Origin of the sequence: Pseudomonas sp. MYb60, from assembly GCF_002979555.1 — a bacterium.
In the GTDB taxonomy this organism is placed as follows: Bacteria; Pseudomonadota; Gammaproteobacteria; order Pseudomonadales; family Pseudomonadaceae; genus Aquipseudomonas.
This window is the reverse complement of sequence record NZ_PCOZ01000002.1, coordinates 479,970-501,865: the sequence shown is the minus strand read 5'-3', so window position 1 is coordinate 501,865 and position 21,896 is coordinate 479,970. Positions and strand designations below refer to the sequence as shown.

The 21,896-nt window shown below is 61.8% G+C and carries 21 protein-coding genes; 12 read left to right on the top strand and 9 right to left on the bottom strand.

Annotation, left to right across the window (positions count from 1 at the left end; genetic code table 11):
- Window positions 1-17 precede the first annotated feature (17 nt).
- Both choX and CQ041_RS05125 read left to right on the top strand, forming a co-directional pair.
- Window positions 18-932, top strand: coding sequence for a choline ABC transporter substrate-binding protein (gene choX, locus CQ041_RS05130; protein ID WP_105521388.1), 915 nt, complete (start codon window positions 18-20; stop codon window positions 930-932).
- Window positions 933-1,090: 158 nt separating this feature from the next.
- Complete coding sequence (locus tag CQ041_RS05125) at window positions 1,091-2,659, top strand: SulP family inorganic anion transporter (RefSeq protein ID WP_105521387.1); 1,569 nt, start codon at window positions 1,091-1,093, stop codon at window positions 2,657-2,659.
- 53 nt (window positions 2,660-2,712) lie between these two features.
- Here CQ041_RS05125 and aroE read toward each other — a convergent pair whose 3' ends face one another.
- Together aroE and hemF are read right to left on the bottom strand one after the other, a co-directional pair.
- Window positions 2,713-3,531: a shikimate dehydrogenase gene (gene aroE / locus CQ041_RS05120; protein ID WP_105521386.1), complete on the bottom strand. Its 819-nt coding sequence runs from the start codon at window positions 3,529-3,531 to the stop codon at window positions 2,713-2,715.
- A complete protein-coding gene (hemF, locus tag CQ041_RS05115) occupies window positions 3,531-4,463 on the bottom strand; it encodes an oxygen-dependent coproporphyrinogen oxidase (protein ID WP_105521385.1) in 933 nt (310 codons plus the stop codon). The genes aroE and hemF overlap by 1 nt, the downstream gene beginning before the upstream one ends.
- A 150-nt stretch (window positions 4,464-4,613) precedes the next feature.
- Here hemF and CQ041_RS05110 point away from each other — a divergent pair, with 150 nt between their 5' ends.
- Window positions 4,614-5,591, top strand: a complete 978-nt coding sequence (locus CQ041_RS05110) for an NADPH:quinone reductase (protein ID WP_105521384.1) — start codon at window positions 4,614-4,616, stop codon at window positions 5,589-5,591.
- 100 nt (window positions 5,592-5,691) lie between these two features.
- Here the strand turns inward: CQ041_RS05110 and CQ041_RS05105 are convergent, their stop codons facing one another.
- The 3 genes from CQ041_RS05105 to CQ041_RS05095 all read right to left on the bottom strand — a co-directional run bounded on the left by CQ041_RS05105 (window position 5,692) and on the right by CQ041_RS05095 (window position 8,251).
- Entirely contained in the window at window positions 5,692-6,249 is a 558-nt protein-coding gene (locus CQ041_RS05105) for an L-threonylcarbamoyladenylate synthase (RefSeq protein WP_105521383.1), read from the bottom strand.
- A gap of 58 nt (window positions 6,250-6,307) precedes the next feature.
- Complete coding sequence (gene dprA / locus CQ041_RS05100; protein ID WP_105521382.1) at window positions 6,308-7,411, bottom strand: DNA-processing protein DprA; 1,104 nt, start codon at window positions 7,409-7,411, stop codon at window positions 6,308-6,310.
- 63 nt (window positions 7,412-7,474) lie between these two features.
- Window positions 7,475-8,251 carry a peptidoglycan-binding protein gene (locus CQ041_RS05095; protein ID WP_105521381.1) on the bottom strand — a complete coding sequence of 259 codons (777 nt, stop codon included), beginning with the start codon at window positions 8,249-8,251 and terminating at the stop codon, window positions 7,475-7,477.
- Between the two features lie 135 nt (window positions 8,252-8,386).
- On the opposite strand from CQ041_RS05095, the gene def reads away from it, so the two are divergent.
- From def to CQ041_RS05070, 5 genes are all read left to right on the top strand, one after another.
- Complete coding sequence (gene def / locus CQ041_RS05090) at window positions 8,387-8,893, top strand: peptide deformylase (RefSeq protein WP_105521380.1); 507 nt, start codon at window positions 8,387-8,389, stop codon at window positions 8,891-8,893.
- Window positions 8,894-8,962: 69 nt separating this feature from the next.
- The gene (gene fmt / locus CQ041_RS05085; protein WP_105521379.1) at window positions 8,963-9,913 is read left to right on the top strand and encodes a methionyl-tRNA formyltransferase; all 951 of its coding nucleotides are present in this window, start codon (window positions 8,963-8,965) and stop codon (window positions 9,911-9,913) included.
- Window positions 9,910-11,220, top strand: a complete 1,311-nt coding sequence (gene rsmB, locus CQ041_RS05080) for a 16S rRNA (cytosine(967)-C(5))-methyltransferase RsmB (RefSeq protein ID WP_105521378.1) — start codon at window positions 9,910-9,912, stop codon at window positions 11,218-11,220. Before fmt ends, rsmB begins: the two co-directional genes overlap by 4 nt.
- Window positions 11,221-11,241: 21 nt before the next feature.
- Window positions 11,242-12,615 carry a Trk system potassium transporter TrkA gene (gene trkA, locus CQ041_RS05075; protein WP_105521377.1) on the top strand — a complete coding sequence of 458 codons (1,374 nt, stop codon included), beginning with the start codon at window positions 11,242-11,244 and terminating at the stop codon, window positions 12,613-12,615.
- 19 nt (window positions 12,616-12,634) lie between these two features.
- Window positions 12,635-12,946: a M48 family metallopeptidase gene (locus CQ041_RS05070; RefSeq protein WP_105521376.1), complete on the top strand. Its 312-nt coding sequence runs from the start codon at window positions 12,635-12,637 to the stop codon at window positions 12,944-12,946.
- Window positions 12,947-13,016: 70 nt separating this feature from the next.
- Here the strand turns inward: CQ041_RS05070 and CQ041_RS05065 are convergent, their stop codons facing one another.
- Together CQ041_RS05065 and CQ041_RS05060 are read right to left on the bottom strand one after the other, a co-directional pair.
- A complete protein-coding gene (locus CQ041_RS05065; RefSeq protein ID WP_105521375.1) occupies window positions 13,017-13,904 on the bottom strand; it encodes a lysophospholipid acyltransferase in 888 nt (295 codons plus the stop codon).
- 40 nt (window positions 13,905-13,944) lie between these two features.
- Window positions 13,945-14,502, bottom strand: coding sequence for a DNA-3-methyladenine glycosylase I (locus tag CQ041_RS05060; protein ID WP_105521374.1), 558 nt, complete (start codon window positions 14,500-14,502; stop codon window positions 13,945-13,947).
- 81 nt (window positions 14,503-14,583) lie between these two features.
- Between CQ041_RS05060 and glyQ the strand changes: the two genes are divergently transcribed.
- The 4 genes from glyQ to CQ041_RS05040 all read left to right on the top strand — a co-directional run bounded on the left by glyQ (window position 14,584) and on the right by CQ041_RS05040 (window position 18,980).
- On the top strand, window positions 14,584-15,537 hold the full coding sequence (glyQ, locus tag CQ041_RS05055) for a glycine--tRNA ligase subunit alpha (RefSeq protein WP_003187265.1): 954 nt from the start codon (window positions 14,584-14,586) through the stop codon (window positions 15,535-15,537).
- Window positions 15,534-17,588 carry a glycine--tRNA ligase subunit beta gene (gene glyS / locus CQ041_RS05050; protein WP_105521373.1) on the top strand — a complete coding sequence of 685 codons (2,055 nt, stop codon included), beginning with the start codon at window positions 15,534-15,536 and terminating at the stop codon, window positions 17,586-17,588. Before glyQ ends, glyS begins: the two co-directional genes overlap by 4 nt.
- Before the next feature lie 2 nt (window positions 17,589-17,590).
- On the top strand, window positions 17,591-18,127 hold the full coding sequence (gmhB, locus tag CQ041_RS05045; protein WP_163001958.1) for a D-glycero-beta-D-manno-heptose 1,7-bisphosphate 7-phosphatase: 537 nt from the start codon (window positions 17,591-17,593) through the stop codon (window positions 18,125-18,127).
- 82 nt (window positions 18,128-18,209) lie between these two features.
- Window positions 18,210-18,980, top strand: coding sequence for a 1-acyl-sn-glycerol-3-phosphate acyltransferase (locus CQ041_RS05040; RefSeq protein WP_105521372.1), 771 nt, complete (start codon window positions 18,210-18,212; stop codon window positions 18,978-18,980).
- A 242-nt stretch (window positions 18,981-19,222) separates the two neighbouring features.
- Here CQ041_RS05040 and CQ041_RS05035 read toward each other — a convergent pair whose 3' ends face one another.
- Window positions 19,223-19,489 carry a hypothetical protein gene (locus tag CQ041_RS05035; protein WP_105521371.1) on the bottom strand — a complete coding sequence of 89 codons (267 nt, stop codon included), beginning with the start codon at window positions 19,487-19,489 and terminating at the stop codon, window positions 19,223-19,225.
- A 49-nt stretch (window positions 19,490-19,538) separates the two neighbouring features.
- The gene (locus CQ041_RS05030; RefSeq protein WP_105521370.1) at window positions 19,539-21,812 is read right to left on the bottom strand and encodes a CHASE2 domain-containing protein; all 2,274 of its coding nucleotides are present in this window, start codon (window positions 21,810-21,812) and stop codon (window positions 19,539-19,541) included.
- Window positions 21,813-21,896 lie beyond the last annotated feature (84 nt).

The window sequence follows — 21,896 nt, the reverse complement described above, 5'->3', positions numbered from 1 at the left end:
TAGACAGAGGGAAGGCCATGCAAAAGTTGACTGTGGTGCTGGGCATCCTGGCGCTGGGTAGCGCCAATGTTTACGCAGACGCCAGTTGTGAGACGGTAAAGATGGCTGACCCCGGCTGGAGCGATATCGCCGCGACCAATGCCATCACCGGTTTTCTGCTGACGGGCATGGGCTACAAGGCCAAGGTCGACACCCTGGCGGTGCCGATCACGTTTGGCGGGCTCAAGGACGGCCAGGTGGATGTGTTCATGGGCAACTGGATGCCGGCGCAGCAGGGGTTCTACGACAAGTTCGTGGCCAATGGCGATGTGGTGCAATTGGCCAAGAACCTCGACGGCACCGAGTTCACCCTCGCGGTGCCGGACTACGTGTGGGACGCCGGGGTGCATGACTTCGCCGACCTGAACGCATTTGCCGATAAATTCGACAAGAAGATCTACGGCATCGGCTCCGGGGCGCCGGCGAATATCTCGTTGCAGGAGATCATCAAGAAGAACGACTTCGATCTCGGCCAGTGGAAACTGGTGGAGTCCAGCGAACAGGCGATGCTCGCCGAAGTGTCCCGCGCGGTTAAGAAACAGAAGTTCGTGACCTTCCTCGGCTGGACCCCGCACCCGATGAACGTGCAGTTGAAAATGCGCTACCTCAAGGGTGGCGAGAAGTACTTCGGTGACACGGGCAGCGTCTACACCCTGACCCGCAAAGGTTATGCACAGGCCTGCCCGAACGTCGGGAAACTGCTGACCAACCTGAGTTTCACCCAGGAAATGGAGAACGCAATCATGGCCGAGGCGGCCAACAACAAGGTCAGCAATGCCGAGGCGGCGAAGGCGTGGATCAAGGCGAACCCGGCGGTGTTGGATAAGTGGCTCGAGGGCGTGAAAACCTTGGATGGCAAGGACGCACTGCCCGCCGTAAAAGCCAAACTCTAAGGCGTGATGCAATCCAAATGTGGGAGGGGGCTTGCCCCCGATAGCGGTGTGTCAGCCAACCTATTGATAGCTGGCAGACTGCAAACGGGGCCAAGCCCCCTCCCACAGTGTTCTGTATGTACTGATATTCTGCGGCAAACCTTCAAACCGAGACCCTGATGCCCCGGCCCAACCGCCACACACTTTTCCCCTTTCTCAACTGGCTCCCGCGCCAAACCCGCGCCAGCGTCGGGCGCGATGCAATCGTCGGCCTAAGCGGCGCTGTTCTGGCGTTGCCGCAATCCATTGCCTACGCGCTGATCGCCGGTCTCCCACCCGAGTACGGGCTGTACGCTGCGATTATCCCTGTGCTGATCGCCTGCCTGTGGGGCTCATCGTGGCACCTGATCTGCGGTCCTACGGCGGCAATTTCCATCGTGCTGTACGCCAGTGTCAGCCCACTGGCTGTACCGGGTTCACAGGACTACATCACCCTGATCCTCTTACTCACCTTCCTTGCGGGTGTTTTCCAGTGGTTGCTGGGCATGCTGCGCTTCGGCGCGCTGGTGAATTTCGTCTCCCATTCGGTGGTGCTGGGCTTCACCCTGGGCGCCGCCGTGGTGATCGCGTTGGGGCAAGTGCCTAACCTGCTGGGGTTGGACCTGCCCAGCCAGGCCACGGCGATCAAGAGTTTGCTGGCCCTTGCCGACCACGCCGGTGAATGGGACCACGCCTCCCTCGCCCTCGGGCTGGGTACGTTGCTGATAGGCGCGCTGCTTAAATACCTCGTCCCGCGTTGGCCGACCCTGTTGATCGCCCTCGCGCTGGGCAGCCTGGCGGCCTGGCTGTGGCCGGCGATGTTCGGGCATGTGGCGCTGGTCAGTTCGTTTGTCGGCAAGTTGCCGCCGTTCAGCCCGCTGCCGTTGGACTTGGACATGATCCTGCGCCTGCTGCCCAGTGCGGTTGCGGTGGGCATGCTGGGCCTGGTGACCAGCCTGTCGATTGCCCGCTCGCTGTCGGCCCGCTCGCAGCAACTGCTGGACGCCAACCAGGAAGTTCGCGCGCAGGGCTTATCCAATATCGTCGGCGGATTTTTCTCCGGTTACCTGTCAGCCGGTTCCTTTACCCGCTCCGGTCTCAGCTACGAAGCGGGCGCCTGCTCACCGTTGGCCGGGGTATTCTCGGCGCTGTGGGTGGCGCTGTTTGCACTGTTTGGCGCGGCGTTGATCGCCCACATCCCGATCCCCAGCATGGCCGCGAGCATCCTGCTGATCAGTTGGGGGTTGGTGGACCGTCGCGGCATTCGCGCGTTGTTCCGGGTCAGCCGCGCCGAATTCCTGGTGATGGCGCTGACGTGCGTTGCCACCCTGCTATTGGAGTTGCAGACGGCGATCTATGCAGGGGTGCTGGCGTCGCTGTTTTTCTACCTCAAGCGCACATCGCAGCCGCGGGTGCAGCATTGGCGAGATGGCGACGAGGATGTGCTGCGGGTGGGCGGGTCGATCTTCTTCGGTGCCAGCCATTACCTGCAGGTGCGCCTGCAACGGCTGCAGGGCGAGCGCGTGGTGATCGAAGCGCAGCAGATCAACTTTATCGACTATTCAGGGGTAGAGATGCTGCACCAGGAGGCGCGCAGATTGCGGGGGTTAGGGAGGAGCTTGACGTTGCGGCGGGCCAGGCCGCACGTTGTTGATGAGCTGAAAAAGCTGGAAGGACCTGACAACTGCCCCCTCCATTTCGAAGACTGAAATGCGGTTAAAACTGTGGGAGGGGGCAAGGCCCTCCCACCGTTGGATGTGTGTCAGATCAGTTGGCGACGCAGTTCGGCCAACACCGGCGCCGACTCCGGGCGCACCCCACGCCACAGGAAGAACGCTTCCGCCGCCTGCTCGACCAGCATGCCCAATCCATCCATCGCCACGGATGCGCCCTGTTCGGTTGCCCAGCGGCAGAACGCCGTCGGCGCCTTGGCATACATCATGTCGTAGCAAAACGTCCTGCCCGGTTCGATCAGGCTGCCGGCAATCGGCGGTACATCGCCTGACAGGCTGGCGGAGGTGGCGTTGATGATCACGTCCACCGGCTCACGCAGCCAGTCGAAGCCGCTGGCAGACACCGGCCCGAGGTCGTCGAACAACTCGGCGAGCCGCTCGGCTTTTTCCACGGTGCGGTTGGCGATGATCAGCGAGGCCGGCCTTTCCGCCAGCAACGGCTCCAGCGCGCCACGCACCGCGCCACCTGCGCCCAGCAGCAGGATGCGCTTGCCTTGCAGGCTCAACCCGGCGTTGACCGTGAGATCGCGCACCAGGCCAGCGCCATCGGTGTTATCCCCCAGCAGGCTGCCATCAGCGAGCTTGCTCAAGGTGTTCACCGCACCCGCGCGCTCGGCGCGTGGGGTAAGGCTGTTGGCTAGGCGGAAGGCGTCTTCCTTGAAGGGCACGGTGACATTGGCGCCACGGCCGTGTTGAAAGAACTCACGGGCACAGCCGGTAAAATCCTCCAGCGGGGCGAGGAAGGTGCTGTAGTCCAGTTGCTCGCCGGTCTGCTCGGCGAACATCCGGTGGATCAGCGGCGACTTGCTGTGGCCGATGGGGTTGCCGAAGACGACATAACGGTCCATCAGACCACCGCCTTGGGCGCAGCCAGGCCCAGCCAGTCGCGGTCCTGCAGGAAGTAGTCGGTAAGGCGCGCTTCGTCGCTGCCGGCCTCGGCTTTCCAGTCATAGCTCCAGCGCACCTGGGGCGGCAGCGACATCAGGATCGACTCGGTACGCCCACCCGATTGCAGGCCGAACAGGGTGCCACGGTCGTAGACCAGGTTGAACTCGACGTAGCGGCCACGGCGAAATTCCTGGAATTCGCGCTGCTGCTCGGTGTAGGCGGTGGCCTTGCGGCGCTGCACGATGGGCAGGTAGGCGTCGATGTAGGCATCGCCGATGGCGCGGATGAAGGCGAAGCAGGTATCAAAGTCCCACTCGTTCAAGTCATCGAAGAACAGGCCGCCGATGCCGCGCGGTTCATTGCGGTGCTTGATGTGGAAGTAGGTGTCGCACCAGGCTTTGTAGCGCGAGTAAACGTCTGCACCGAACGGCGCACAGGCCTGCTCGGCGACGCGGTGCCAGTGCACGCAGTCCTCTTCGTTGCCGTAATACGGCGTGAGGTCGAAGCCGCCGCCGAACCACCAGACCGGCTCTTCACCGTCTTTTTCGGCGATGAAAAAGCGCACGTTGGCGTGGGAAGTCGGCACATGCGGGTTGTGCGGATGGATCACCAGCGACACGCCCAGGGCTTCAAAGCCGCGGCCGGCCAGTTCAGGCCGGTGGGCACTGGCGGACGGTGGGAGACCGCTGCCGAACACGTGGGAAAAGTTGACGCCGCCTTTTTCGATCACCGTACCGTTTTCGATCACACGGGTGCGACCGCCGCCGCCGGCAGGCCGGGTCCAGGCGTCTTCGATAAAGCGAGTATCCGGCTCGAAGGTTTCCAGGGCGCTGCAAATGCGGTCTTGCAGGTCGAGCAGGTAGGCCTTTACAGCCTCGGTGCGGGTAGTCATGGCATCACCTTGAATCGGGCAAAGCTACACGAGGCCGGTGGGCGTCGGCGGCAAATGGGCGCACAGGATACCACTGCACCCCGGTGCTTCGCAGTTGACGAAGATCAAGCTTAGGAGGACCTTGGCAGGCCCGACCTGAGGAGAAGGCAGATGGCAAAACGTATCCAGTTCAGCGCCCATGGCGGCCCCGAAGTGCTTGAGTATGTGGACTACACACCGGCAGAGCCGGGCCCGCAGCAAGTGCGCGTGCGCAACGAGGCCATTGGCCTGAACTTCATCGACACCTATTTCCGCAGCGGCCTGTACGCACCGCCCGCCTTGCCGTCGGGGCTGGGTGCGGAAGGCGCGGGCGTGGTTGATGCGGTGGGCAGCGAAGTCACCCAGTTCAAGGTCGGCGACCGTGTGGCCTACGGCAGTGGCCCGCTGGGGGCTTACAGCCAGTTGCACGTGCTACCCGCCGCCAACCTGGTGCACTTGCCGGACGAGATCAGTTTCGAGCAAGCCGCCGGTGCCATGCTCAAGGGCCTGACCGTGCAATACCTGCTGCGCCAGACCTATGAATTGAAGGGCGGCGAAACCATCCTGTTCCACGCCGCTGCCGGTGGCGTGGGCTCCCTGGCCTGCCAATGGGCCAAAGCCCTCGGTGTGAAGCTGATCGGTACAGTGAGCTCGGCCGAAAAGGCCGCCCTGGCCAAATCCCTCGGTGCCTGGGAAACCATCGACTACAGCAAGGAAAATGTCGCACAGCGCGTGCTGGAATTGACCGACGGCAAAAAGGTACCAGTGGTGTACGACGGTGTCGGCAAGGATACCTGGCTGACCTCACTGGACAGCGTGGCGCCGCGCGGGTTGGTGGTGAGTTTCGGCAATGCGTCGGGCGCAGTGGATGGGGTGAACCTGGGGATTCTGTCGGCGAAAGGCTCGCTGTACGTCACCCGCCCGACCTTGGCCACCTACGCCAACAACCCGCAGAACCTGCAGGCGATGGCGGATGACCTGTTCTCGATGATCAACAGCGGCAAAGTGCGCATTGATATCAACCAGCGGTTTGCGCTGGCGGATGCGGCGAGAGCGCAGACCGAGTTGTCGGGCCGCAGGACGACGGGGTCGACCATTCTACTGCCGTAAGGCGTTAGCGTTGCAGTGGCTGTAACGCAAGCGCGCTCCCACCGTTGGAATGCATTCCTCCTGTGGGAGCGGTCTTCCCCGCGATAGCTGTGGTGCGGTCTTATGAAGGCCGCACCACCTCACCCGTCGCAAGATCACGGATCAGGCTCGGATTCCTGCGCCCACCCAACGCACTGCCTACCACCAAGTCCACCTGACCACGGAAATACTGTTCCACCCGCAACCGCGAGCGCGCCGCCGGCCGGCCTTGAGGGTTCGCCGAGGTGGAAATCAACGGCCCCACTTCCGCGCACAGGTCCCGCACCAGCGGATGATCACTGACCCGCAGCGCCACCGTGTCATGCACCCCGGTGACCCATTCCGGCAACAACCCCTGATGCGGCACCAGCCAGGTATTCGGCCCCGGCCAGGTGCTGGCCATGCGGTCGATCCAGGTGTCCGGGAAGTCTTCGAACAGGAAGTCGAACTGGCGAATATTGTCCGCCACCACGATGAGGCCTTTGTCCACCGAACGATTCTTGATCGCCAGCAGACGGTCCACCGCCTCTTCGTTCCAAGGGTCGCAACCCAGGCCCCAGACCGCCTCGGTCGGATAGGCAATCACCGCGCCTGCGCGAATTTCTCGTGCGGCTTCCAGCACACGCCACCTACTGACCATTGCTCACTCTCCAGACTATTGCTCTGCGCAGTGTACCGATCTTCGTTACAAAACCCAGTTACAAAAGCGCGCCACGCGCCAGCCAGCGTCCGCTTTCGCAGATGACCTGGCCCTCCAATTCCAGTTCAGTGAGCGCCGCCAGTACCTGGGACAATGGCCGCCCGCTGGCAATCGCCAAGGCTTCGCTGGTGTGGGGCGCAGCGTGCAGCAGCGCCACCAGCGGGTGGGTCACGGGCAGTGGCGCCGGACGCGACAGCGCTTGCCAGCCGCGCAGCCCCTCAAGGATATGCTCGATGCTTTCCACCAATGTGGCGCCCTCACGGATCAACTGATGACAGCCCTTGGCGCCGGGGTGATGGATCGAGCCCGGGATCGCATACACCTCACGCCCTTGTTCGGCGGCCAGCTTTGCAGTGATCAGCGAACCGCTGGCCGTGCTGGCTTCCACCACCAGTACGCCCAGGGACAGCCCGCTGATGATCCGATTGCGCCGGGGAAAATTGCCGGCCTGGGGCGCAGCGTCCAGCGGAAATTCGGAAATGACGGCACTGCCCTGGGCAATCATCGCCTCAGCCAGCTTTTTATGTCGCTGTGGATAAAAGTTTTCCAGGCCTGTGCCCAGCACGCCGATTGTCTGACCACCGACATCCAATGCCGCCTGGTGCGCCGCACCGTCTATGCCCAACGCCAAACCGCTGGTGATGACAAATCCGGCGCTCGCCAGGCTGCGGGAAAATGCGGCGGCGGTGTCCATGCCAGGGCGAGAAGCGCGGCGGCTGCCCACCATCGCCAACTGCGGTTTTTCCAGGATTGCGGGGGCTCCCGCGACGAATAGCAGCGGCGGCGCATCGTCGATCTGGGCGAGCAAGGCGGGGTAGTCCGGTTGGTCCCACATCAGCAAATGCTGGGCCGGGTGCGCCAGCCAGGCCAATGCGGCGCTGGCCCCGTCGCGAATTTCATGACTGCGCCGGGCATCGGCGCTTACGGCAGGCAAGCCGAGCGAGCGCCAGGCACCGGCCGGCGCGCTGATGGCTTTGGAGGCGCTACCGAACGCTTCCATCAACAAGCGAAATCGCTTGGGACCGAGTTCCGGCAGCCTGTGCAAGCGTAGTCGAGCTTCCAGTTCTGACGGGGATATTTCGTGGATATTTGTCGGATACATCGGATCATCCTTGACCGGAACAAGCTGTGGATAACTCTGTTGGTAACTTATTTAGCAGGCTATTTATTGTGATTCACCGACGCTCTCGAAACGGTCCATCACCGCCAGCGCACGCGAGGCGCTGAGAACCAGGGCGTAACTGAGTTTTTCGTAGGAACGAAACACCAACAGGGTGCCAGCGCGTTCATCGGGGAGCTTCACGGGTGCGCCGCTGAGGATGTCGCGCACCGTGGCGCCGGTCTTGATGACGCTGAGCCGTTGGCCGTCGAGCAGTCCGTCGCGGCGACCTTTATTGAGCGTCACGGCATCAAGCACGCCGATCTGCGTGACGCCACGGGGGATATCGATGATGTGGCCTTGAACGAAGGGCGCGGCGGATGGCATCTCAAGGGCTGCAACATCCACCGACGATGCCACGCGCAGCAGACGGTCGCCTGGGCGTATCTCCTGAGTGACGCGCTGAACGGCCAGGGTGCTCAGGTCCCCAGCCGTCACAAAGCGCGCGGTACCGATGTCGTCGGCATTGATACCCAGCAGCTCTTGGGTTTGCGGGTCTGTGTAGACCTTGCCGCGTCGAAATATTGCGTAGTCCGGCTGCGAAGGGTCCAGGTTGCCCCGGGCATGCACCCGCTCGGCATTGGACCCCAGTACCCGGCCGGCATCGGCCGCGACAATATAGGGGGCGGTGTCCAGGTCCTGGGGTGAATCCAGGATGCGGTTGTGCAGTAAAAAGCGCTGGATGGCCTGTTGCGTCGCGTGATCGAGACGCTGGCCGGGCGGGGGCAGCAGGGCCATGGCGATCGGGGCCCACAGCAGCAAGACGAGTAGCGATTTCCTCATGGGGTGAATCTCCTTTATTATGTGCGTTCGCGTGAAATGCCTGGGCCTTCGCGGCTTTCAAGGGTTTCACATCGGCCGTTTGGGTCCGTCCCAACGCCGATTTGCCTTTACCTCACATGTGCAGCAATTACGCTTATGGCTATTTTGAACATCCTCGAATTCCCCGACTCGCGCCTGCGCACTGTCGCCAAGCCGGTGGCCGTAGTGGACGACAAGGTTCGTCAGTTGGTCGATGACATGTTTGAAACAATGTATGAAGCCCCGGGGATCGGCCTCGCTGCCACCCAGGTCAACGTGCATCAGCGCGTCGTGGTCATGGACCTGTCGGAAGACCGCACCGCGCCGATGGTGTACATCAACCCGGAGTTCGAACCGCTGACCGACGAGATGGGCGAATACCAGGAAGGCTGCCTGTCGGTGCCGGAGTTCTACGAGAACGTCGAGCGCCCGCTGCGCGTGAAGATCAAGGCGCTGGACCGCGATGGCAAGCCGTTCGAACTGATCGCCGAAGGCCTGCTGGCCGTGTGTATCCAGCACGAGTGCGACCACCTCAACGGCAAGCTGTTTGTCGATTACCTGTCCACGCTCAAACGCGACCGGATCAAGAAGAAGCTGGAAAAAAAGCATCGCCAGCAGGCTTGATTCCCTTCTTCCAAAGGCTTGCTGCGGCAAGCCTTTTTCTTTTGTGACTGCTTTTAACCGAGACCTCCCATGACCGAGCCACTGCGCATTGTTTTTGCCGGTACACCCGAATTCGCCGCCGAACACCTCAAGGCGCTGCTCGCCAGCCCTTACGACATCGTCGCGGTGTACACCCAGCCGGATCGCCCGGCCGGTCGCGGGCAAAAACTGATGCCAAGCCCGGTCAAGCAACTGGCGCTGGAGCACAACATTCCTGTGCTACAGCCGCCGACCTTGCGCAATGCCGAGGCCCAGGCTGAACTGGCCGCGTTGAAACCAGACCTGCTGGTGGTCGTGGCCTACGGCTTGATCCTGCCCCAGGTGGTGCTGGATATCCCACGCCTGGGCTGCATCAACAGCCACGCCTCGCTGCTGCCACGCTGGCGCGGTGCCGCGCCGATCCAGCGCGCCGTCGAGGCAGGCGACAGCGAAAGCGGTGTGACCGTGATGCGCATGGAGCTGGGCTTGGACACCGGACCGATGCTGCTCAAGGTCACCACCCCGATCACTGCCCAGGACACCGGCGGCAGCCTGCACGACCGCCTCGCCGAACTGGGCCCGCCCGCCGTGCTCCAGGCCATCGCCGGCTTGGCCGCTGGCACGCTGCAAGGCGACGTGCAGGACGACAACCTGGCCACCTACGCCCACAAACTGAACAAAGACGAAGCGCGCATCGACTGGAGCCGCCCGGCCGTGGAGCTGGAGCGCCTGGTGCGTGCGTTCAACCCGTGGCCGATCTGTCACAGCACCCTCAACGGCGAAGCCTTGAAAGTGCTGGCCGCCACCTTGGCCGAAGGCAACGGCGCGCCCGGTGAAATCATCGGCGCGAGCAAGGACGGCCTGTTGGTCGCCTGCGGTGAACAGGCGCTGTGCCTGACCCGTCTGCAATTGCCCGGTGGCAAGGCGCTGAAATTCAGCGATTTGTTCAACAGCCGTCGTGAGAAATTTGCCGTAGGCACTCTCCTCGGGGGCGCTCAATGAACCCACGTCTGGCCGCCGCCAAGGCTCTCGCCGCCGTGCTCAACGGCAAGGCTTCGCTGAACAGTTCGTTGCCGACCCAATTGGACAAGGTCGAAGACCGTGATCGCGGTTTCACCCAGGACCTGGCCTTCGGCACGGCGCGCTGGCAGCCACGCTTGTCGGCACTGGCGGCCAAGTTGCTGCAGAAGCCATTCAAAGCGGCCGATGCGGATGTCGAGGCGCTGCTGCTGGTCGGTCTCTATCAACTGCTCTACACCCGCGTGCCCGCCCACGCCGCTATCGGCGAGACGGTTGGTTGCGCCGACAAGCTGAAAAAGCCCTGGGCCAAGGCCCTGCTCAACGCGGTGCTGCGCCGCGCCCAACGTGAAAGCGAGGCGCTGCTGGCCGAGCTGGAGCATGACCCGGTGGTGCGCACGGCTCACCCGCGCTGGCTGCAAAAGTCCCTGAAAGCCTTCTGGCCTGAGCAGTGGGAAGCGATTTGCGCGGCGAACAATGCACACCCGCCAATGATCCTGCGGGTCAACCGCCGCCATCACACCCGTGACGCGTACCTGCAATTGCTCACCGCTGCCGGCATCAACGCTGCGCCGTGCGTGTACAGCGTCGACGGCATCGTGCTCGAGGCCGCCACCGACGTGCGCAGCCTGCCGGGCTTTGCCGACGGGTGGATCAGCGTGCAGGACGAAGCCGCGCAACTGGCCGCCGACCTGCTGGACCTGGCGCCGGGCCAACGGGTGCTCGACGCCTGCTGCGCCCCTGGCGGTAAGACGTGTCACATCCTGGAGGTGGAAAAAGACCTCGCCGGTGTGGTCGCTGTCGACCTCGAAGCCAAGCGCCTGGTGCGCGTGCGCGAGAACCTGGCGCGCTTGGGCCTGAGTGCCGAGCTGATCGCCGCCGACGGCCGCGACACCGCCACCTGGTGGGACGGCAAGCCGTTCCAGCGCATCCTGCTCGACGCACCATGCTCCGCCACCGGAGTGATCCGCCGCCATCCGGACATCAAGCTCACCCGCCAACCCGATGACATCGCCGCGCTGGCCGTGCTGCAAGGCGAGCTGCTCGATGCGATGTGGCCAACCCTGGAGGTCGGCGGCATCCTGCTCTACGCCACCTGCTCCACCTTGCCGACCGAAAACACCGAGGTGATCGAAGCCTTTCTCGCCCGCACCAGCGGCGCACGGGAACTGGACCTCGCCACCTCGGCCGGCATCAAGCAGCCTCACGGTCGCCAGTTGCTCGCGCAAGAAGGCGGACACGATGGCTTCTACTACGCCAAACTGATCAAGATCGCCGCCGCGCGCGGCTGAATGATTTAAGGGAGTGACCGGATGAAAATCATCATCCTTGGGGCAGGGCAGGTAGGTGGCACGCTGGCCGAACATTTGGCCAGCGAAGCCAACGATATCACTGTGGTCGACACCGACAGCGAGCGCCTGCGCGACCTCGGCGACCGCCTGGACATCCGCACCGTGCAAGGCCGCGCGTCGTTCCCGACGGTGCTGCGCCAGGCCGGCGCCGACGATGCCGACATGCTGGTGGCGGTGACCAACAGCGACGAGACCAACATGGTCGCCTGCCAGGTCGCCCACACCCTGTTCCACACCCCGACCAAGATCGCCCGGGTGCGTGAAGCCGCCTACCTGACCCGCGCCGGGTTGTTCGACAACGACGCGATCCCGGTGGACGTGCTGATCAGCCCGGAGCAGGTGGTAACCCACTACATCAAGCGCCTGATCGAGATCCCCGGCGCCTTGCAGGTGATCGACTTCGCCGGGGGCAAGGCCCAACTGGTGGCGGTGAAGGCTTACTACGGCGGGCCGCTGGTGGGCCAGCAACTGCGCCAATTGCGCGAGCACATGCCGAACGTGGAAACCCGCGTCGCGGCGATTTTCCGTCGTGACCGGCCGATCCTGCCCCAGGGCGACACGGTGATCGAAGCCGACGATGAGGTGTTTTTCATCGCCGCCAAAGCGAACATTCGTGCAGTGATGAGCGAAATGCGCCGCCTGGATGAGAGCTATAAACGCATCGTGATCGCCGGTGGCGGCCAGATTGGCGAGCGCCTTGCCGAGGCCATCGAGAGCCGCTACCAGGTGAAGATCATCGAGATGAATACGGCGCGTTGCCGGCATTTGTCCGACACCCTCGACAGCACGGTCGTACTGCAAGGCAGCGCGTCGGACCGCGACCTCTTGCTGGAAGAGAACATTGCCGACGCCGATATCTTCCTCGCCCTGACCAACGACGACGAGGCCAACATCATGTCCTCGCTGCTGGCCAAGCGGCTGGGGGCGAAGAAGGTGATGACCATCATCAACAACCCCGCCTATGTGGACCTGATCCAAGGTGGCGACATCGACATCGCCATCAGCCCGCAGCTCGCCACCATCGGCACCTTGCTGGCCCACGTGCGCCGTGGCGATATCGTCAGCGTGCACTCATTGCGCCGGGGCGCGGCAGAGGCCATCGAGGCGATTGCCCACGGCGACTCCAAATCGAGCAAGGTGATCGGCAAGGCCATCCGCGACATCGGCTTGCCGCCGGGGACGACCATTGGCGCGATCATTCGCGATGAAGAAGTGATCATTGCCCACGACGATACGGTGATTGCCACCGGGGACCATGTGATCCTTTTCCTTGTGGATAAAAAACATATCCGCGACGTGGAGAAACTGTTCCACGTGGGCCTGAGCTTTTTCTGATTAAACGGAGTACGCCTGCATGCTCGAATCCCTGGAAAAAATGCTGGCCAAGGGTGTGGATAATTCCCTGCTGCGCTTTGGTTTGGGCAAGGGTTATCTGGACCTGAAGGACAACGTCAAGGCGGCGGAGCATTTGCAGAAATGCGTGGAGTTCGACCCGAAGTACTCGGCGGCGTGGAAACTTTTGGGTAAGGCGCAGGCAGGATCAGGTGATGTAGCTGCGGCGCGGCTAGCGTGGGAGAAGGGGATTGAAGCGGCCCAGGCCCATGGCGATAAGCAAGCCGAGAAAGAAATGACGGTATTCCTGAAAAAACTCGACCGCCAGGGCTGAGTGGGATTCAAATGTGGGAGGGGGCAAGCCCCCTCCCACCTTCAGCCTTGAGTTGTTTTTGAGCCAGTGGTCAGTACCACCGCTCTTCACCCGGCGGGCGTTTCTTGAAGCGCTTCATGCTCCACATGTACTGGCTCGGATAGGCGCCGACATAACGCTCCACCACCTTGCTCATCGCCGCGCAGGACGTGGCGGTGTCGGTGCTGTACATGTCTTCCGGCGCCGCTTCCAGGATCACTTTGTAACCCGAACCGTCCGGCAGCCGCAGCGCGTGCAGGAACACGCCGACGGCCTTGTGGCCGGCGAGCATGTTCGGCACGAATTTGCTGGTCAGCGCCTGGGTGGCGAAGAACGGCACGAAGATCCCGGCGGATTCCGCCGGCTCCGGGTCGGCGGGAATGCCCACCTGGCCACCTTTGCGCACTTCCTTGATCACGCTGAGGATGCCTTCCTTGGTCGACGCCGCCACGCGATTGCCCAACTGCACGCGTTGTTTGCGCAGCAGTTCGTCCACCGCCTTGAGCTTGGGCGGGCGGTAGAAGATGATCGGCTTGCACTGGCTGCAATAGAAGTGGTTCAGCACTTCCCAGTTACCCAGGTGGCTGGTGATGCCCACCACGCCTTTGCCCGAGGCCAGGGCTTGGTGCAGCACGTCCAGGCCTTCGACTTCACGCACCAGATCGATGGAGCGCTGGGCTGGCCAGATCCAGGCGCAGGCGCTTTCGGTCAGGGACTTGCCGATGTCCATCAAGCTCTGGCCAACCAGACGCTCGCGGGCGGCCGGGTCCATGTCCGGGAAGCATTTGGACAGGTTGATCCGCACCGTGTCGCGGGAACGGTTGGGGGTTTTCCACATGATCCAGCCAATCGCGGTGCCGACGGCCTGGACAGCGCGCCAGGGCAGCAGGGCGAATAACCGGAGAGCGCCTACCAGCAAGGCGCCTTTAAACTTTTCCACGGGTCACTCCTGATCGTGTGTGGTGCGCAAAGCGCGCATTCTAACCGGCGTTGGCCAGGTCCGCGTAACGGTCGCAGTCCTGGGTGTGGTCCATGACCATGCCGCTGGCCTGCATGAACGCGTAGCAAATGGTCGGCCCGACAAAAGTGAAGCCGGCCTTTTTCAACGCTTTGCTCATGGCCTCGGCCTCGACGGTGATCGCCGGGACTTCGCTGCGGTCCTTGAAATGATTGACCTTGGGCACGCCGCCGACGAACGACCACAGCCAGGTCACCGGGTCTTCCAGCGCCAGCCAGGCGAGCGCGTTGCGGCGGGTGGCGTTGAGCTTCAAGCGATTGCGCACAATGCCGGGGTCGAGCATCAGCGCGTCGATTTCGGCATCGGTGAGCCGCGCCAGCCGCTGTGCATCAAAACCGAACAAGACCTTCCGATAATGCTCGCGTTTGCGTAAAACGGTGATCCAGGACAAGCCCGCCTGGAACCCTTCGAGCAATAACAACTCGAACAAACCCTGCGCATCGCGCAGCGGCGTTCCCCACTCCTGATCGTGATAAGCCATGTACAGCGGATCTTCAGAACACCAAAAGCAGCGTGGCATAAGGCTCCAGGGAGTGGTGGCAGGGCCGAATCGGGTATACTCCCGCTCTTTAAATCGCAGCCCAAGTAACAGGTGAATTTCGTGAGCCAGCCTACGCCAGCCGTGCGTACCTTCCAAGACTTGATCCTCGCCCTCCAGCAATACTGGGCCGAGCAAGGTTGTGTGGTACTTCAGCCCTACGATATGGAAGTAGGCGCCGGCACTTTCCACACCGCCACATTCCTGCGGGCCATTGGCCCGGAAACCTGGAACGCCGCTTATGTGCAGCCCAGTCGTCGCCCGACTGACGGCCGCTACGGCGAAAACCCGAACCGTCTGCAGCATTACTACCAGTTCCAGGTGGTATTGAAGCCGAACCCGGACAACTTCCAGGAACTGTACCTGGGCTCGCTGAAGCACGTCGGCCTGGACCCGCTGGTCCACGACATCCGTTTCGTCGAAGACAACTGGGAATCGCCGACGCTCGGCGCCTGGGGCCTGGGCTGGGAAGTCTGGCTCAACGGCATGGAAGTGACGCAGTTCACTTACTTCCAGCAAGCGGGTGGCATCGAGTGCTACCCGGTGACTGGCGAAATCACCTACGGCCTTGAGCGCCTGGCCATGTACCTGCAAGGCGTGGACTCGGTCTACGACCTGGTGTGGGCAGACGGCCCGTTCGGCAAAGTGACCTACGGCGACGTGTTCCACCAGAACGAAGTGGAGCAGTCCACCTATAACTTCGAACACGCCAACGTCGACAAGCTGTTCGAACTGTTCGATTTCTATGAAAGCGAAGCCAAGCGCCTGATCGAACTCGACCAGCCGCTGCCGTTGCCAAGCTATGAAATGGTGTTGAAGGCGTCCCATACCTTCAACCTGCTGGACGCCCGCCGTGCCATCTCGGTAACCGCGCGCCAGCAATACATCCTGCGTGTACGCACCCTGGCGCGTTCCGTCGCCCAAGCCTACCTGCTGGCCCGCGCCAAGCTGGGCTTCCCGATGGCAACCCCGGACCTGCGTGATGAAGTGTTGGCTAAGCTGGAGGCTGCACAATGAGTGCTCAAGATTTCCTGGTTGAACTGGGCACCGAAGAGCTGCCACCCAAGGCACTGAACACCCTGGCCGATGCGTTCCTGGCCGGTATCGAAAAAGGCCTGCAAGCCGCTGGCCTGAAGTTCGAAGCGAAGAAAGTCTACGCCGCGCCACGTCGCCTGGCGGTGTTGCTGACCGCGCTGGAAACCCAGCAACCGGACCGCAGCATCAACCTCGACGGCCCACCGCGCCAGGCGGCTTTCGACGCCGAAGGCAACCCGACTCAAGCCGCCCTTGGTTTTGCCAAGAAGTGCGGCGTCGAGCTGAGCGAGATCGACCAGAGCGGCCCGAAACTGCGCTTCAGCCAGGTCATCACCGGCAAGCCGACCGCCAGCCTGCTGCCGACCATCGTCGAAGATTCCCTGAACGACCTGCCGATCCCCAAGCGCATGCGCTGGGGCGCGCGCAAGGAAGAGTTCGTGCGTCCAACCCAATGGCTGGTGATGCTGCTCGGTGACCAGGTCATCGACTGCACCCTGCTCGCCCAGAAAGCCGGTCGTGAATCCCGTGGCCACCGCTTCCATCATCCTGAAGCCGTGCGCATCACCTCGCCGGCCAATTACGCCGCCGACCTGCGTGCCGCTTACGTGCTGGCCGACGCCAACGAGCGCCGCGAGCTGATCAGCAAACGCACTGAAGAGCTGGCCCGCCTGCAGGAAGGCACCGCCATCGTGCCGCCAAACCTGCTCGACGAAGTGACCGCCCTGGTTGAATGGCCGGTGCCGCTGGTATGTTCGTTCGAAGAACGCTTCCTCGATGTGCCGCAAGAAGCCCTGATCACCACCATGCAGGACAACCAGAAGTATTTCTGCCTGCTGGACGTGGATGGCAAGTTGCTGCCGCGTTTCATCACCGTAGCCAACATCGAGAGCAAGGACCCGCAGCAGATCATCGCCGGTAACGAAAAAGTCGTTCGCCCGCGCCTGACCGACGCCGAGTTCTTCTTCAAGCAAGACAAGAAGCAGAAGCTGGAAGACTTCAACCTGCGCCTGCAGAACGTGGTGTTCCAGGAAAAGCTCGGCAGCGTCTACGACAAGGCCGTGCGTGTTTCCAAGCTGGCCGCCTACATCGCGCCACGCATCGGTGGTGATTCCGCCTGGGCTGCGCGCGCAGGCCTGCTGTCCAAGTGCGACCTGGCCACCGAGATGGTCGGCGAGTTCCCGGAAATGCAAGGTGTGGCCGGCTACTACTACGCCCTCAACGACGGCGAGCCGGACGATGTGGCTTTGGCGCTGAACGAGCAGTACATGCCTCGCGGTGCGGGTGCCGAGCTGCCAAGTACGCTGACCGGTGCGGCCGTGGCCATCGCCGACAAGCTGGATACGCTCGTGGGTATCTTCGGTATCGGCATGCTGCCGACCGGTAGCAAAGACCCCTACGCCCTGCGTCGTGCGGCACTGGGCGTGCTGCGTATCCTGATCGACAAAAAGCTGGACCTCGACCTGACCCAGGCGGTGGTGTTTGCTGTCGGCCAGTTTGGTGCCAAGGTCAAGCAAGCCGGCCTGGCCGAGCAAGTGCTGGAGTTCGTGTTCGACCGCCTGCGTGCGCGTTATGAAGACGAAGGCGTGGACGTTTCCGTCTACCTGGCAGTACGTGCCCTGCAACCGGGTTCGGCGCTGGACTTCGACCAGCGCGTACAAGCCGTGCAGGCCTTCCGCAAGTTGCCGGAAGCCGATGCCCTGGCCTCCGTGAACAAGCGCGTGTCGAACCTGCTGAGCAAGGCCGAGGGCATGGGCAGCGCTGACGTCGACCCCGGCCTGTTTGCCGATGCCAAGGAGTTCTCGCTGAACTCGGCCATCGCCAAAGCGGAAACGGCGGTGAAACCGTTGATCGCCGAGCGTAACTACGCCGAAGCGCTGGCGCGATTGGCCACCCTGCGCGAGCCGGTGGATGCGTACTTCGAAGCCGTGATGATCAACGCCGAAGATGCCAACGTGCGTAAAAACCGCTACGCCATGCTGGCGCGCCTGCGTGGTCTGTTCGTCAATATCGCCGACATTTCGACGCTGAGCTGACCATGGTGAAACTGCTGATTCTCGATCGGGACGGGGTGATCAATCATGACTCCGACGCTTACATCAAGTCGGTGGAGGAGTGGATTCCACTGCCCGGGTCGATCGAGGCCATTGCGCAGTTGAGCAACGCCGGCTGGACGGTGGCGATCGCCACCAACCAGTCCGGTATCGCCCGCGGCTATTACGACATTGCCACCCTGGACGCCATGCACGCACGCTTGCGCACGTTGGTGGCCGAGCAGGGCGGTGAGGTGGGGCTGGTGGTTTATTGCCCCCACGGGCCGGATGAGGGCTGCGATTGCCGCAAGCCCAAACCGGGAATGTTGAAAACCATTGCAGAATATTACAAGGTGCCGTTGGCCGGGATATGGTTCGTGGGGGACAGCCTCAGTGACCTGGAGGCGGCCAAGGCCGTCGACTCTCAGCCAGTTTTGGTTAAAACCGGGAAAGGCGAAAAGACCCAGGCGAAAAACCTGCCGGTGGGCACCTTGATTTTTGACGATCTGGCGGCGATTGCCGCAGAACTTATCAACAACTAGCCGCCCTCGACTTCCTGACCAAGGATTGTTCGGGAGTGCGCTTTTAACAGGCGGGCCAAGCCCCGCAACGGTAAATGCCGCCATGTCGATTTTGCAGGCCATCAGAACCTTCTTCTTTTACCTGCTGCTGGGCACCAGTTCGTTTCTCTGGTGCACCCTGAGCTTTTTTATCGCGCCCTTTTTGCCATTCAAGGCGCGCTATCGCTTTATCAACGTTTATTGGTGCCGCTGTGCGTTGTGGCTGTCCAAGGTATTCCTGGGCATTCGCTTCGAGATCAAAGGTGCTGAAAACGTCCCGGACCAGCCTTGCGTGATTCTCTCGAACCATCAGAGCACCTGGGAGACGTTCTTTCTGTCGGCGTACTTCTCGCCCTTGAGCCAAGTGCTCAAGCGTGAATTGCTGTACGTGCCGTTCTTCGGCTGGGCCATGGCCATGTTGCGTCCGATCGCGATCGACCGGGACAACCCCAAGGCAGCGCTCAAGCACGTGGCCAAGAAGGGCGACGAGCTGCTCAAGGACGGTGTTTGGGTGCTGATCTTCCCCGAGGGTACGCGTGTGCCTTACGGCACCGTGGGCAAGTTCTCACGCGGCGGTACGGCATTGGCAGTCAATGCCAACCTGCCGGTACTGCCGATTGCCCACAACGCCGGCAGGTTCTGGCCGAAGACAGGCTGGGCCAAACGCGCCGGTACCATCACCGTGGTGATCGGCGAACCGATGTATGCCGAAGGCGAAGGACCACGCGCCATTGCTGCACTGAATGACCGTGCAGCGGCCTGGAATGAAGCTCAGCAGCGCGCCATGGGCTCGCTGCCGCCAGAACCGGTTGTCGTAGACACTCCGGTCATCTGACCATCTGTGGATAACCTGTGTACGGTTTGTTGGCGATTCACGATTTTAAGATCATAACTACTTGATCTAGCTAGATATTTCTTAATCGGGAAATTACACAAAAAAAGTGCATAAGTTTTACGCTGAGTCAGGATGATGATCGAACCCCGCGCCTCTGACTGCGTGAGCCCATGAATGAAAAATGCCCCACATCAATGATGTGGGGCATTTTTTTAGTGCCGAAACGCGGTGACAGACGCGGGTTATCTCTCTTGCGCGGTCTTATTGGCATCCACCATCGCCCGCGTCAGCAGCAAGTAACTGCTTTCGTCCAACACCCCTTTAGTGACCTTTTCCGCGAGCTGACTCAGCGCACCGGTAAATTGATCCTTGAAGCGCAAATCCAGTGCAGCCACATAGCCTCGCGCTTCATCCTGGCTATTGATGGTGAGTCGAGGAGGTGCTGATGGCGTCGACTGGCCGGAGGTGTCAGTGACAGGGATGGACGGTTGGGCATTTACACGGTGCATGGTTAGCTCCTAATTTCAGGGGAGCTATTGAGTGGAAACATTCTGCACGTCAGTTCCCTGAGCTTTCGTCCAGTAACGGTAATTTCAGCCTGAACGTGGTGCCTTTACCTACAACGCTTTCACAACTGATCTGGCCATTGTGACGTTCAACGACGGCCTTGACCATGGTCAGCCCCAACCCCAGACCTTCACTGCCTTGGGCTGAATCGAAGCGTCGGTATTGGCGGAACACGTCAGGCAAATCGGCAGCAGCAATCCCCGGGCCCTGGTCGCTGATTCGGCATTCGAGCCAGCCCTCGCCAGTGCTCAGGCTCAGTCGCACCGTGGTCCCGGAAGAGGAATATTTGATCGCGTTTTCCAGCACATTGAACAGGGCTCGGGTCAGTAGGGACTGGTCAGCCAGCACCATGCCTTCGTCCGCTTCGTCCAGGTCATGCTCCAGGTGAATACTCTTGAGCTGGGCGAGCAACGCCACCTGGTCGAACGCATCCATCACCAGCATGGCGAACAGCGTGGGCTGGAAGCGATAGCCGTCCGCCTCGGCTTTGGCCAATTGCACAAACGATTCGGTGAGACTTAATGCGCGGCGCACTTGTTGCTCGATCTGGCCGAAAATCGGCGATTGGTCATTGTGTACGTCCAGCAGTGCGAGGATTGCCGAGTGCGGCGCACGCAGATCGTGGGTGAGAAATCGCAACATGGTTTCTCGGTGCTGCTGGGCATTACGTTCTTCGGTCAGGTCGGTAAAGCTCAGTAGCCAACCGAGGGCGATATCACCGTCGGCTGGCAGCATAGGTGCCAGTTCCATGCGCAGGCTGCGTTGATGGATATCGCGAAATTCCACCAGTTCCAACGCCGAAAGGGCAGGGCGCACGCCATTGTGCAGCGGCGGATAACCCAAATCTGCCAGTTGCTCCAGCAGGTTCTGATTGACCAAGTCATTGCCGAACACGTCGCGGGCAATGCGGTTGGCCAGCAGAATATTGCCCTTGGGGTCGCTGATCAGTGTCGCCACCGGCAGACACTCCAGGCCATCGGCCATGAAGCGCCGGGTGTCGCGTGTACGGCTGACGGCCTGCTCCAGGGCAAAGATGCGCGACTGGAGAACATCGCCGTTACTGGAGGGCGCACGGCGGCGCTCCGGCAGCACCTTCGGTTCGTTGTCCAAACGTGCCAGCTCCCAACCGAAGTAGGCCAGGATCACGCTGAGTCGCCGCCAGTTCCAGATCAGGTAGCTGAGCAACAACCCAACCAAGCTCGCCGCCGGGGACCACCAATGCCCCAGCCGTAACAATGCCCAGGAGCCGACCAGCGCGACGGCCATACAACCCAGTGTCATCCACAGCGCATAACGGGGCCGATAAAGCAGCAGCCCCAGCAGCAGTGCAACGAGGGAGGTCGCCATGACGGCGGCCATCCAACCTGGGAGGTCGACAATGCTGCGATTTTGCAGCAACCCGTTGAGCACGTTGGCCTGGATTTCAACGCCGGCCGCATTGGCCTGGGGCGTGGCAAAACGGTCTCCGGACGCCGTCGACCCGACCAGAATCAATCGGTCGCGCAACAGCTCAGGGCGCACTTCACCTTGCAGCACACTGGCGTAGGACACCCGCGGGAAATCGCCATGGGCATCAATGAAAGGAATACGGATTGAGTGGTCACGCAGCCAATCTACGGTGCTTCCCTCCCCAGGCACGCCGGGCATCTCGGCTGTGGGCTCCATCATTTGGTAGACCAGCCAAGCCAGGTTCACTGCAGTCGCATCAGGCGGACCTTCACGCAAATAGAGGCTACGAACGACGCTATCGCTGTCCGCTTCTACGTTGATATGGCCCGTGCCGTTGGCACATTTGAACAACGGCAGCAATTGAGCAGCCGGTGGGTTGTAGCCTGTGGCTCCATCACGCGCCAGAGGCAACACAACATTGCCGGCGCTGCAGACGGCATCGGCCAGACGCTGGTCATTGGCAGGGTCTCCGGGCTCTCTGAAGGTGACGTCGAATATGATCGCAGCGGGGCGTGCTGCCTGTATGCGGTCGATCAAATCGGCATGCAGATTGCGAGGCCAGGGCCATCGACCCAATTTCTTGATGCTTGAATCATCGATGGTCACCAGCAAGATGCGAGGGTCGACCGGCAGGGGTGTAAGGCGGCGCAGGCTATCGTAGAGCGAGGTGTTCAAGGCCAGTCCCGGACTCATCGAGAGATAGGCTGTCATAGGCAGGATCAACAAACCTATCCATAGCCACTCGCGAACCAGGCCATGAAACAAACGTTGGGCATGGGTAGGTTGGCGCTTTTCAGCCTTGCCCCAGAGCATCATCAGGGATTACATCCTGGCCGCAGGCGAGTAGTAAACGATGTCATGGTCCCTGATTTCTCCCAATTGGCCAGATCGTCGCAGGCC

What these genes read in the sequence shown, in the direction of transcription:
- choX (WP_105521388.1), top strand. Translation starts at nt 18, where the DNA reads ATGCAAAAGTTGACTGTGGTGCTGGGCATCCTGGCGCTGGGTAGCGCC.
- CQ041_RS05125 (WP_105521387.1), top strand. Translation starts at nt 1,091, where the DNA reads ATGCCCCGGCCCAACCGCCACACACTTTTCCCCTTTCTCAACTGGCTC.
- aroE (WP_105521386.1), bottom strand. Translation starts at nt 3,531, where the DNA reads ATGGACCGTTATGTCGTCTTCGGCAACCCCATCGGCCACAGCAAGTCG.
- hemF (WP_105521385.1), bottom strand. Translation starts at nt 4,463, where the DNA reads ATGACTACCCGCACCGAGGCTGTAAAGGCCTACCTGCTCGACCTGCAA.
- CQ041_RS05110 (WP_105521384.1), top strand. Translation starts at nt 4,614, where the DNA reads ATGGCAAAACGTATCCAGTTCAGCGCCCATGGCGGCCCCGAAGTGCTT.
- CQ041_RS05105 (WP_105521383.1), bottom strand. Translation starts at nt 6,249, where the DNA reads ATGGTCAGTAGGTGGCGTGTGCTGGAAGCCGCACGAGAAATTCGCGCA.
- dprA (WP_105521382.1), bottom strand. Translation starts at nt 7,411, where the DNA reads ATGTATCCGACAAATATCCACGAAATATCCCCGTCAGAACTGGAAGCT.
- CQ041_RS05095 (WP_105521381.1), bottom strand. Translation starts at nt 8,251, where the DNA reads ATGAGGAAATCGCTACTCGTCTTGCTGCTGTGGGCCCCGATCGCCATG.
- def (WP_105521380.1), top strand. Translation starts at nt 8,387, where the DNA reads ATGGCTATTTTGAACATCCTCGAATTCCCCGACTCGCGCCTGCGCACT.
- fmt (WP_105521379.1), top strand. Translation starts at nt 8,963, where the DNA reads ATGACCGAGCCACTGCGCATTGTTTTTGCCGGTACACCCGAATTCGCC.
- rsmB (WP_105521378.1), top strand. Translation starts at nt 9,910, where the DNA reads ATGAACCCACGTCTGGCCGCCGCCAAGGCTCTCGCCGCCGTGCTCAAC.
- trkA (WP_105521377.1), top strand. Translation starts at nt 11,242, where the DNA reads ATGAAAATCATCATCCTTGGGGCAGGGCAGGTAGGTGGCACGCTGGCC.
- CQ041_RS05070 (WP_105521376.1), top strand. Translation starts at nt 12,635, where the DNA reads ATGCTCGAATCCCTGGAAAAAATGCTGGCCAAGGGTGTGGATAATTCC.
- CQ041_RS05060 (WP_105521374.1), bottom strand. Translation starts at nt 14,502, where the DNA reads ATGCCACGCTGCTTTTGGTGTTCTGAAGATCCGCTGTACATGGCTTAT.
- glyS (WP_105521373.1), top strand. Translation starts at nt 15,534, where the DNA reads ATGAGTGCTCAAGATTTCCTGGTTGAACTGGGCACCGAAGAGCTGCCA.
- gmhB (WP_163001958.1), top strand. Translation starts at nt 17,591, where the DNA reads ATGGTGAAACTGCTGATTCTCGATCGGGACGGGGTGATCAATCATGAC.
- CQ041_RS05040 (WP_105521372.1), top strand. Translation starts at nt 18,210, where the DNA reads ATGTCGATTTTGCAGGCCATCAGAACCTTCTTCTTTTACCTGCTGCTG.
- CQ041_RS05035 (WP_105521371.1), bottom strand. Translation starts at nt 19,489, where the DNA reads ATGCACCGTGTAAATGCCCAACCGTCCATCCCTGTCACTGACACCTCC.
- CQ041_RS05030 (WP_105521370.1), bottom strand. Translation starts at nt 21,812, where the DNA reads ATGATGCTCTGGGGCAAGGCTGAAAAGCGCCAACCTACCCATGCCCAA.